General features: G+C 42.9%; 8 protein-coding genes. All 8 read right to left on the bottom strand.

The window, feature by feature from the left end; all coding sequences use genetic code 11:
* Positions 1-195: 195 nt before the first annotated feature.
* The 8 genes from ACY3ZI_RS07045 to cmoM all read right to left on the bottom strand — a co-directional run bounded on the left by ACY3ZI_RS07045 (position 196) and on the right by cmoM (position 12,032).
* Positions 196-843, bottom strand: coding sequence for an MBL fold metallo-hydrolase (locus ACY3ZI_RS07045; protein ID WP_132494500.1), 648 nt, complete (start codon positions 841-843; stop codon positions 196-198).
* Positions 844-882: 39 nt separating this feature from the next.
* Entirely contained in the window at positions 883-1,431 is a 549-nt protein-coding gene (mepK, locus tag ACY3ZI_RS07040; protein ID WP_211885138.1) for a peptidoglycan L,D-endopeptidase MepK, read from the bottom strand.
* A 314-nt stretch (positions 1,432-1,745) separates the two neighbouring features.
* Positions 1,746-3,473: a L,D-transpeptidase gene (gene ldtD, locus ACY3ZI_RS07035; RefSeq protein WP_211885136.1), complete on the bottom strand. Its 1,728-nt coding sequence runs from the start codon at positions 3,471-3,473 to the stop codon at positions 1,746-1,748.
* 367 nt (positions 3,474-3,840) lie between these two features.
* Positions 3,841-4,554: an acid phosphatase AphA gene (gene aphA, locus ACY3ZI_RS07030; RefSeq protein WP_154604241.1), complete on the bottom strand. Its 714-nt coding sequence runs from the start codon at positions 4,552-4,554 to the stop codon at positions 3,841-3,843.
* Between the two features lie 222 nt (positions 4,555-4,776).
* Positions 4,777-9,216 (bottom strand): chromosome partition protein MukB, encoded by a 4,440-nt coding sequence (mukB, locus tag ACY3ZI_RS07025; RefSeq protein ID WP_211885130.1) that lies wholly within the window; start codon positions 9,214-9,216, stop codon positions 4,777-4,779.
* On the bottom strand, positions 9,213-9,941 hold the full coding sequence (gene mukE, locus ACY3ZI_RS07020) for a chromosome partition protein MukE (RefSeq protein ID WP_036951742.1): 729 nt from the start codon (positions 9,939-9,941) through the stop codon (positions 9,213-9,215). Before mukE ends, mukB begins: the two co-directional genes overlap by 4 nt.
* Positions 9,922-11,247, bottom strand: coding sequence for a chromosome partition protein MukF (gene mukF, locus ACY3ZI_RS07015; protein WP_132494492.1), 1,326 nt, complete (start codon positions 11,245-11,247; stop codon positions 9,922-9,924). Before mukF ends, mukE begins: the two co-directional genes overlap by 20 nt.
* Positions 11,244-12,032 carry a tRNA uridine 5-oxyacetic acid(34) methyltransferase CmoM gene (gene cmoM, locus ACY3ZI_RS07010; RefSeq protein WP_211885129.1) on the bottom strand — a complete coding sequence of 263 codons (789 nt, stop codon included), beginning with the start codon at positions 12,030-12,032 and terminating at the stop codon, positions 11,244-11,246. The genes mukF and cmoM overlap by 4 nt, the downstream gene beginning before the upstream one ends.
* Between the last annotated feature and the right edge of the window lie 16 nt (positions 12,033-12,048).

Raw genomic sequence — 12,048 nt, 5'->3', positions numbered from 1 at the left:
ATTTGAAGACTAAAAATATCAAGATATTTTTAATTTAGCCAATTTAATATAAAAAATAAGATTCAATTCAATAAACCAAAAGTTATTAATATTAATTTATTAAGCCCATCATTAAGCTTAATGGTAGAAATGTGAATTAATTATCAGAGGTGGGAATAAAAATGCCCCATAAATGGGGCACTTTTATTTATATTTTTACCAAACCGGTAATTCATCCTGTAAGAAAGGATTAGAAATACGCTCATGCCCTAATGTGGACATCGGACCGTGTCCCGGAATAAAGTGATAATCATCACCAAGAGGCAGTAATTTGTTCTTAATCGATGCGATAAGATCTTGATGGTTCCCGCGAGGGAAATCGCTGCGCCCAACTCCACCTTTAAACAACACATCGCCCATGGAGATGAGTTTGTCAGCATGGTTCACAAAAACAATGTGACCGGGTGTATGGCCAGGGCAATGCAGCACATCAAATTGAATATTTCCACACGTGATGCTATCCCCCTCTTCTAACCAATGATCTGGTGTGAAATCAGGGCAATCACCGATATAAAACATCGCATTTTGCTCAGCGAGATTTTCAATCCAGAACGCATCTTCTTTCTGTGGACCATAAATCGGTACACCGAAATGTTTTGCAAGGGGAGCTGAGGCGCCAATATGGTCAGAATGACCGTGGGTAAGTAAGATTTTTGTTAATGTTAATCCGCGGCTTTCAATGGCGGCAATCAGCTTTTCAGCCTCACCACCGGGATCAACAATCACTGCATTCATTGAGGTTTCATCCCAGATAACCTGGCAGTTTTGCATAAACGGGGTTACTGGGATAATAGTATATTTCATCGAACAATCACTCCATAATCTGTGTCACCTACGCACAGATTACCATGTTCTCACTGGACCTGTATCGATATGAATGAAATTGCTTTTCGGATAATAGCCCACACCGCCAGCACTCATTTTTAATGCCGCTTTACGGATGTTACTTAGCTGTAAGCCTTCAATATGGAAATCCATCGCTTGCCCACGGGTATGGTAGCTTTGTTTAGCCACACCTGAGCCCTTACGACGCAATGCATTATTCGTTTCTAATGAACGGTAACCCGAAATCAGCTGAACTGGCTTATTGGTTCCCATCATCATTTGCAGTAAATAAATTTGGTCAAATAACTTAGGGTCAATGGTTTTCACTTTCTCACAACGATAATCACGGAAAAGGTGATTTAAGCGAGCTAATTCAGATTTATTATAACGGCGACCATCGAAAAATTCGGTCTTTAAAAACTCACCTGTATTTAAGTTTTGAAAACGTAAAATTCTTGGGCGAGGTGTACTCATTGCAGCAAGTACATGATTAGGTAATAGTCCCAGACCGATTGCGGCAGCACCAATTCCCAACCACTTTCTGCGGTTTTGATCAATCATATCCATAGGTGATAACTCAGGTGTTAATTATTCGGTAAATATACATTTCAACTTCATCAGTCTAGCAAAGGATATTTAGCTTTAATGTATAATTATGTAAAGAATTGCGTAAATTAAGGAAAATCCATCACTTTTATGCAAAAAGGTGAGTGAAATCACTTATAACATGCCGATTAAGACGACTTTAATTCCTTACTGCGTATGATATGTAAACACAATGCATTCAATATATAAATATATTAAAACGGAATTGTTAGGAAGATTTAGGAATTAATGCAGGAAATAGCATCGAGGAGCCTAAGCTCCTCGAGTAATAGTCACTATTTTAAAATTACTTTGATTGCAGGAAGATATTTTTCTGCGTTATCAATACTGCCATCATATTGATAGATATCAGCCCGGTATTGCGGTTGGTCATCTTTATCAACCCACGCAGTTTGATAATAAAGGTACACAGGAATACGGTCAGGAATATTCACATAACGTGTTGAACCTTCTTTTAGTGCCCCATCAATACGAGTCTGAGCCCAACCTGCATCCCCCAATAATATCGTCGCTAGCTCACTAGCTTTATTTACGCGAACACAGCCTGAACTGATTGCTCGGGCATTTTTATTAAACAAGCTATGGTTTGGTGTATCATGCAAATAAATCGCATCTGAGCTTGGCATATTAAACTTATAACGCCCTAAAGAGTTACTTGAGCCTGGTGCTTGACGAATGCGATAAGGGAAATTTGCTGGCGTAATATTTTCCCAGTCGATTGTATAAGGGTCAATTTCATAAGCATCTTGCCCCCAACCTGAATAAACCGTATAGCCTTTACGGCTAAAGTAGCTTGGATCCATTTTACCTTTCGGTGCAATATCCTTACGCGCCAAACTTGTTGGCACGCTCCAAGGTGGGTTAATCACCACATTATTCAGTGCGCTGCTCATAATTGGCGTTTTACGATCTGCACGTCCAACAATCACTTTCGAATCCAAAATGATGTCGTTATTCAGATAAAAATCCAATGTGTACGCAGGAATATTCACCAAGATTCCAGTACCGCTACTTTCCGGCACAATACGTAAACGCTGAATATTCAGTGCCATCAGCCCCGCTTTTTGTTTTGGCTGCATATTGAGCCAAACGCGCGTGCCTTTACCAATCACACCATCTGCTTCTAAACCATATTGAAGCTGAAATTTTTTCACTGCGTCCACTAAGTCATCGCTATACACACGGGCATTGGCGGTGACTTTATTGATCTCTTCTGGCGGTGCGGATGCATCAACGGCTTCACCAACCGCAGAGGCTTCCAATAATCCATCTCGCACTAAAATCTCACGGAGCGTAATAACATCATCACTGGCTTGCCCCGGTTTTAATGCTTTTGTACCCGTAATTTCTAACGTATCCTCCGGCAATGCGAGCTGTTTTAGCATCTCTTTACGCATCGGTTGATACATCGCGTGTTTCGGTGCTTGAGCCTTCACCCACTCACCCAGACGATGTTCAGATTCAGCCTCTAACCACGGTTTCATTTGTGCCGCAGTCGGTGCAATAATTTTATAAGGGCGGCTGGTGTATAACCAATATTGTCCCGTTGACTCAACAGAAGAAAGATACTGTAAATAACCCAACATAGCGTCGGATAAAATAGCATCACGCCCCATTTCGCTCAGCTGGCTATTTTCCAATGAAACTAACCATTCGCTAAATTGAGGTTGGAAACCCGCTAAGGCAAGCTCGGCTAATTGTTGTTGAAACTGACTAATTGCTGTTTCATCTTGCCATAACAATTGCATTTGCCTGTCTGCATAAATTTTTGCCAACTGGTCCGCAAACACCAATTTTGTTTCTACAGGCAAAGATGCGTTAAGCTTTTCCAAGCTCTCTTTTGCCGTGACTTTACTCACCTCTTCAGCGACGACTGATTGAGGCTGTTGAATTTCCATACTGTTTTGCTGCGTATTTTCTGCTGCGGAAAATGCAGGGAACTGCATCGCCATCAGCCCACATAATACTGAGATCTGCAGAGCTTTCACTCTTCTCTTTGCCATACATCCACCTTAAAGTTACTACATGGATAACATTATTTTTTTATTATAGTGACACTATTTGATTATATTTAACTCTGAGAAGAATGTTATAGGAATTGACTAATTTTGTCTTTATTGATGAAAAAGTTATTGAGGTAGGCTATCTGAAATGAGCACTATTTATAAAAACAGCATGAGAAATAGAATTGTTTGCATTTTCCACCAAAACTAAACGATATAACATATCAAATATTGACGTCTTTTATTCTCTCAATAGAATTAATTTAATATAAGTTATATTAAATTGCCGGAATACGTCATCAATAAATAAACACTATTTTGTTAGTTAAAGGCGAATAATCACCTTTAACTAACTTTTTATCGAATATTAATATTCGGAATTGATAACAACTTCCTCACCAAAGCGACCCGCTTTTGGCAACGGTTGGTAAGAGGAGTTTGAAGCACGGAGAATACGAATCCCACGAATATCTAACTCATGAGCCGCAGCAATATCCGCATCAGCATCACCATAATAGATAGTTAATTTATGGTCACGCATCCAGCTTACTTTATTATTTTTACCAGGTTCATCACCAGCAAAAATGACCGGATTCATTTTATCCGCAGGAATTCTTAAGCCTTCTTGCACATATTGAGTCACAGTTTCAGTTTTAGTCTGTGTACGACCTGTAATAAAGTAAACTTTATCACCGCGTTCTAAGTGCATTTTAACTAAATCGATGCCCACTTGTTTTGGCATACTGAATTTATCCCACTCATTATTCATTTTTTCCCAGAATTGAGGGTTTTTCAGATAGCTAAAATCATTTGGAGAGAATTCAAGTTTTCCACGGTAAAAACCTGGGCTTGAAAATAAAACGGTGTCATCAATATCAAAACCCACCGCCATTGGCGCTTTACCTTCTAAACTCTGTTTAATCTGCTCAACAGAGACCCAATGAACCGGTTGTTGTGCCGCTAATTCCGCAACTGTCACTCCAGTGCTGACGGTTTCTGGCATTGGAATTTTGGCTTGAGATGTTGCCGTAAAGCTCAACGCTAATGCAATTGCACTTAACGTTAGTGTGATTTTCTTCATGTTCGATCCTTATAATAGTTTTATTTCGTGATTAACTACTCACGGACTGCAATGATAAAAGTTTTCATTACATAAAAATGAGATTCAAATCTCATTGCGGTCATCTATTAATGATTTACAGGGAAATGAAGATAATAAAAATAAAGAAATTAAAAATACAAAGATAATAAAAAACCGACACAGTTTCCTATGTCGGTTTTATTATCTAAAAACAAAAATTAATTATTGAGGTAATGCTTGCGGAGCAGGATTATCCTGACCAAAACCTTTTAACCCAACGACGTGAACATGTTCCGTATTACCAGTCACTTTACGCACCAGTTTATATGTGGTTCCTTTCTCTGGGCTGATGTTTTCCGGCGCAGCAATAATAAGCTGCATTTCCAGTCGGTCACATAACTCAAATAACGTGGCGATAGACTTCGCATCCAAACGCGCCGCTTCATCCAAGAACAGTAAGCGACATGGAATGATATCTTTCGCACGCAGTCGGCGAGCTTCTTCTTCCCAGCTCTGGACAACCATCACTAAGATAGACATACCCGTACCAATCGCTTCACCGGTTGATAACGCCCCACTTTCTGCTTTTAACCAACCATCAGAGCCGCGGTTAACTTCAACTTCTAACTCTAAGTAGTTACGGTAATCTAACAGTTCTTCACCAATGGTTTGCGGCAGGCGTTGCCCCATATCCATCTGTGGGTTCAGGCGTTGATACAGTTTCGCCATCGCTTCAGAGAAGGTTAAACGTTGGCTAGTAAACAGGTCTTGGTGTAATTCGCTCTCTTCGGATAGCACGCTCAGCAATAAGGCGTGGCTTTCGCGAATATTCACATTCAATCTAACCCCTTTAACCTGACCAAATGCCACCGCTTGTAAGCCTTGGTTCAGCATACGAATACGGTTTTGCTCACGCTGGATAGTTTTACGAATGATATTCGCCACACTCTTCGAGCTAATTGCCAGTTTTTGCTCACGGGCAGTTAACTCTTCGGTCAGACGCGCTAACTCAATTTCCATCTGTTCAATCGCATCGATTGGGTCATCGGTACGAATAATATCTTGGCGAATACGCTCACGCAGATGTTGGTAAACCGCAATAAAGAACTGAATTTTACGTTCAGGATGTTTAGGATCTTCAGACATGCGCAGTACATCACGCAGATGTTCGTTATCCGCCACCGCTAAACGCAGCGCTCCTAACGCCTTATCTGACATCGAACGTAAACTATCACCATCGGTATAAGCCAATTCGCGACGATGCAGACGACGCTCAACGCCATTATCTTTCACCAAGCGCATCACGGCACACCAGCCCGCTTTCGCCATCACGACTTGCTCACGGATTTGGTAATAATCTTTTTCCAGCTTACGCAGACGTTTTTGCAGGTTATCCATTTCCGCTTCACATAACGTCAGTTGTTTTTCTAACTGGTTGATGCGACTACGGTTTGCCATAACAGATTGATGTAATTCATCACGGCGAATGCTGGCACGCTCTTGTGCATCAGGGTCCGCTTTCACGCCCATTTCTTGCATTTCTGCTTCAAGTTCTTTCAACATTTCTTGCTTGGTGTCGAATGAACTGCGCAGCGATGCCAAAACTTGATGATATTGCGTGCTTTGCGCTTGTTGCTGGCGTAATAGCTCACGGGCACGAGTTCTATCGGCTTCCGCATGCTCTAAACGCTGGCGCAGTTTTTCATTCAAGTCCGCATTTTCATTGACCATACCCGTCGAATCACTGTAACTAAAGTGTGCGCGACGTTGAGCCACTTCCACCAAAGCAAAGGCTTGTTGCTTCGCATTTTGCTGGGTATGTTTCGCCAATTCATAATCTTTACGCAGTTGATCATGTTGCTCAGGATCACTGAGTAATACCGTCACAATCGGCTCTAACTTCGCCAGATTATTACCGTGTTTATTGATGAAATGAGCCGCTTCCTCAGCTTCAGAAAGCTCTTCTCGGATCTCTTCAACGCGATCAACCAGCGTTTCATCCATCAACAAATTCACTTGCGGCAATAAACGATTTAATGCCAGTAAATTTTCTTTACCTTGAGCGAACTGTTGGCGTTGTTGCTGGGTCTGTTCTTCAAATTGGTTCAGTCCACGCTCTAATTCAGTACGTTTTTGATTTAATGTACGAATTTCAGCTTCAGGATCCGCTTCAAATGCCACTGAAATATGCTGACCGATAAAGCGGCTAAATGCTTGGTGAGCACGCTGAATTTTTTGCACATCAAACGACAAGGTCGCATAACGTTCCGCCAATTCATCACGCTCAGCACTCAGTGACTCTAAATGACTCTCACGGGCAGCTCGACCAAATAGCGGTAACTCTGGGTAGCGGGAATAGCGCCATTGACGCTCTGATGAACGGACTAATACCGCATTTTCAAACTCTTGAGCATCAAAAACGCTGTCATCAAATGAAGATGGATCCCCCTCGATAAAGTACACATCATCAGGGCAATCTTGTAGATTTTCTAGCTGCTCACGAACCACAGCCAAATCTTGTACCACGATACCGTGGCGCGCAGGGCCGTACAATGCAGAGAAATACGCCGCATCTTCAATGGTAATATCGTCGTAGATTTCAGATAACAACACGCCATTAAAGCGCTCTGCCAGTGCCAGCATGCGCCCATCTTCGGCACCACTAGGCTGGCTTAAACGTTCGATTTGCTTATCGAGGTCACGGCGTTGCGCTGCAACTTCATCACGTTCAACCGTAATTTCCCTTTCTTGCTCAAGAAGTTGTTGCATAAATTCAGTCACTTCAGTGCTATTTTCGAAAGTTTCACCCGATTGTTCATTGAGTTGAGTCAGTGCTTCTTGCGCCATAATCCACGCAGGCGCTTTAGCGGAAAGCTGGCTGATACGCTGGCGAATTTGTTCCAACTCTTGGCGCATTTGCATGCGTTTTTCGCCACTTTCATTAACGCCAGTACTTAACTCTTCTTGCAGAATTTCCAACTCCGCCATCAAGGCATCAAGCTCGTCCGGCTCAACACTTTGCCCATAACGTTTACAGAATTCGCTCAGTAATTTTTCAGCATTACGCTGGCTGTCTAAACGCTGTTGCAGTTCAGATAATTGCATACGCAGCGGCTGAACACGCTCTGCTAAATGTTGTTGCGATGACCAGTCGCGCAGTAATGAACGCGCTTGCGTATATGCATCCCTGCGGCTCACATCACCTAACATAGTTTTCACCAGTTGATACGCTTGCTCAAACTGGCTATGAGCCGCATCCGCCACGCTCATTTTTTGCTCTAAAGCGAGTAAGGCTTCTGTGGCTTGCTGCTCTTTGGCTTCAAAGGTTTCCAGCCATTCATCGATATTTTCAATGGTCAGATCAGGTAGCTGGCAGAGTTCGCGAGCACGGTTTAAAGCATGAAGTGCTTGCTGATATTGAATTGCACGAGTTTGCTGTACATCCAACGCTTGCTGGTAATCTGCAAGCTGGTTTTTCAACTCATCCACTTCAATTTCAGCCGCTTGCGCACGAGCATCAAGCTCTTCGTGTTTTTCTGTGGCTTCAGCGACAACTTCACTTTGCTCTTCAAGACGATAAGTCAGCTCTTCAATATCGGCTTGGTAACGGTCAATTTTTTCTTGATGACGTAACGCCGCTTGCACCAGATTTAAGTGGTCACTTGCCGCTTGGTAATCCGCTTCGATTTCCGTCGACGCTTCGTTTTGTTCATTTAATTCACGCGCCATTTCCACACTACGAACTTGTTCAACGCGCAGCTGTTTGCGGTTGCTATACAGTTCGTTACGGGCGGCCAATGCCGCATCTAAGTGAATTCGACGTTCATTTGAGTGACGCATATAGTCCGCAGATACATAGTCTGTGGCTTCGCTGATCAAATGTTTGAATAAATCACGGTCAGATTGTGTTACGCGAATGGCTTCCAGTGTTAAACGGTTTTCACGTAATGCCGCTTCCATATCTTGGAATGCTTTACGTACACCGCTGTTTTCCGGTAATAAATAATCACGCAGTGAGCGAGTGATCGCGCTTGAAATACCGCCATATAAGGAGGCTTCAATCAAACGGTAATATTTACTACGATCCCCTGCTGAACGTAGACGTTTTGGTAGCACACCCAATTCAAATAATACTGAGTGGTAGTCCGTGATCGAGTTAAATTGCTTAAATTGGATGCCTTCTTGTTTTTCTACGCGCTCTTTCAGGTCATTCAATGGAATAACCTTAGCTTGGCGCCCTTCAAACACTTCCGTTAATACTTCCGTTGGCACTGTGGCTAATGGCACGCCTTGGATCATAAACGGTTTGATATCGACTTTTTTATCGCGCCCAGCAACTTGCTGTAAGCGAACACCGACCATAACTCGTTGATGTTTAGAGTTTAAGACATCCAGTACGGCATAACAGACACCAGGACGCAGTTTTCCGTGTAGACCTTTATCACGGGAACCCGAGGTGGCCCCTGCTTCTGTGGTATTACGGAAGTGCAGTAACGTTAAGTCAGGGATCATGGCGGTAATAAAGGCCGCCATGGTGGTGGATTTACCCGCACCATTTCCCCCAGATAGGGTTGTGACTAATTCATCAAGGTCAAAAGTACGAGCAAAAAAGCCGTTCCAGTTCACCAGCGTCAGTGAGCGAAATTTTCCGCGTTCAATCATTCTTGTTCATCCTCTTCACTGTCAGCCAGGTCTTGACTCTCATCCGTTTCGTCTTCATCGCTGTCTCTTAGCGATAATTCCCCTTCAAGAGAGACCGCTTCACCATCACGGATCATGCGTAATTGTGCTTCTTGTGGATTATCGCCACTACGCACATCCGCACCAAAGCGGAATACAGACTCATTAATAATAAATTTGCTGGAGTCATTTTGCAGGAAATAGACCATACCTAAACGGCGTAAACGGTTTAAGGAGGTTCTCAGTTTTTCCTGCAATTTTTGTTTATCAAGGTCTGAACCTGTGGAGCGTTGGTTAACAAATTTCAGTAATTTGCTTTCGTCGGCCAGCGACAATAATTCTTCAAACAGCTCTTGAGAGGTAAAGACCCCTTGGTTGGTTAGACGCTCAGGACTCAAATAGAGGTAGCACAGAATTTTACCCACCATCATGTCCAGTTCGGACAAAACAGAACGGGGAATTAAGGTGCTTGAGCGGGGACGCAAATAGAAAAAGCCTTCTGGCGCCCGGATCAGTTCAACATTATAACGAGCATAAAATTGCTCTAACGATTCCTGAAAATCCATTAAAAATGCATGATTATCAAGGTCATCAATACTAATATGGCGACCAGCACGCAGTTGGCTGTCCAGCTCAGGAAAAATAGGGTTAGCTAGTGCTTGAGCCAGTTTAACTGGCATAAATTGTTCAATATTTGTCGATGACATGTGCCTGTACCTTGGCTCCGTGATCATTAATAGCGCGCCATTCTGCCGGTAATCCCGCCAGATCAGCCTCTGCGATACCTAGTTTTACAGCCTGATCGATAATAATACGCGCAACATCAAAATGGCGTTTCTGTGGGTATTGCGTCAGATAACTCTGTAATACGTGACCGACATCCAGCGGTTTGTTATCCGTTTTATAGAACGCAAGTTGCGCTTCGATTAACGCCGCTAATTGGTCATTAAGTTCACTGAACTCTTCAAATTCCAGATCAGGTGGGAGTTCCCCCATCACCTCTTGATCATGAAGTGCCAGCTCCTCATCACGCATATCAAAAAGCCTATCCGCATTGGCATAGGTGAGTGCCCAAGGGCTATCGAGGTACTGCTGTACAGATTGACGTAAACGTTGAGAAAATATACGGTTTTTATCCATATCAATCGCTGTACGGATAAATTTGTGAACATGTCGGTCGTAACCAATCCATAAATCAATGGATTGCTGCCCCCAACTCACAATACGGTCTAGCTTGTTTTGCAAATCAAAGATCAGCCGGTCAACCATTTCCGAGAACTGCGGTGCGTTCATATTCGCTTCTTGGATGCGCAATAAATTTGCCTGTAGCTTATCGCCAGCTGCTTCTAAAGTGTCTTGCAATTCTCTTAATGTACCGGACGTTTCAGAAAGTAGCTGCTCACAATTGGCAATCGCTGCCTGCCAGTCTTGGTTTAAAAGTGCAGCAATATCATCTTTAACGCTGTTTTGTTGCTCGTCCATAATTCGCTGTGACAGGTCAATACTGTCAAAAATTTCAGCGACTGAATATTTTAATGGCGCAAAAACATGACGGTGCCAATAAAATTCATCACCACCTTCTTCGGCTGATTCCGCTGCACGCTGTAGCTCTCCCGCCACAATCGATAACTGCATCGACAATCTTAATGTCGAAAATTCGCGTTGACGAATATAGTAATCACTAATGCCAATGCCGAGTGGCGTTAGGCGATAAATCGCATTTCCTTCGACAATGTCGCTGGCAAAACGGTTAAATATTTTTTGGCGAACCATGTCGTTGATGGCGTTATTCGCTCTGACTGCCAGTGATTCGGTGGTTTGTTCGAAGCCTTTGCACACTTCTCGAAACGCATCCACCAGCTCCCCTTCACTCATTTCACCGTTAACCCGCTCACTGTTAAGCACTGCGACGGCCAGCAAAAATGCTAAGCGCTCTGCGGGTAGGGAAATCGCAAAATCATTTTTTCGTGCCCAAGACACGAGTTCAGGGACGGTCTGGGAAAAATCACTCATAAATCGTCCTTTTGGGTTTGTTTGCGTGCCATGACATGAATATATCGCCCCATGCTGATATAGGGTTCTTCACGACAATATTGTTGTTCAAGCGCCAATAACGCTGGAAAGTCTTTTTGTTGTAATTGTCTACTTTGCAAATAATCATGGAACACTCTGACGCCACTTTTGCCTAAAATATCCATACCGCAACCAATAAGCCACTCGTCAACTTGTTGAGGGAAAAGCGGATTCTGTGGCGATAATGAACGTTTGCGACGACGCTGGATATGAGGAGTTGCGAGATGAAAATTACCTAAAATTGCATTACGCATCACCAAGCCATTTGCATTATAGAACATGACAGAAAATATGCCTTCCGGTCTGATAATCTCTGCCAGTTGCTCTAATGCATATTTTTGGTCGCTAATCCATTCAAGTACCGCATGAAACAAGACAAAATCAACTGGTTCATCAAGGTGTTGAGCGATATCTTGAACAGCGCAGTGAACAAAGCTGATATTCTCGCTAATTCCTTGTTCATCAGCAAGCACCGATGCCCGTTCTAACATTTCTTCGGATAAATCGCAAAGAATAACCTGATGACCCATTGCAGCTAATTGACGAGAAAAATGCCCTTCTCCGCCGCCCGCATCTAATATGCGTAATGTTTGACCTTTAAAATGCGTTTCCAGTAACTGGGTAAGATCTTGCCAAACTACCGCTTCGCGAATTTTTCCTTTTGTCGTTCCATAAATATTTTTTGCAAATTTATCGACAATATCATCAAAGTTGCGGTCTGCCATCTGCGTTCCAGTTACC

Source organism: Providencia sp. LY12 (genome assembly GCF_057621555.1).
The sequence above is the reverse complement of the archived record's forward strand: the minus strand, read 5'-3'. Positions and strand labels throughout refer to the sequence as shown.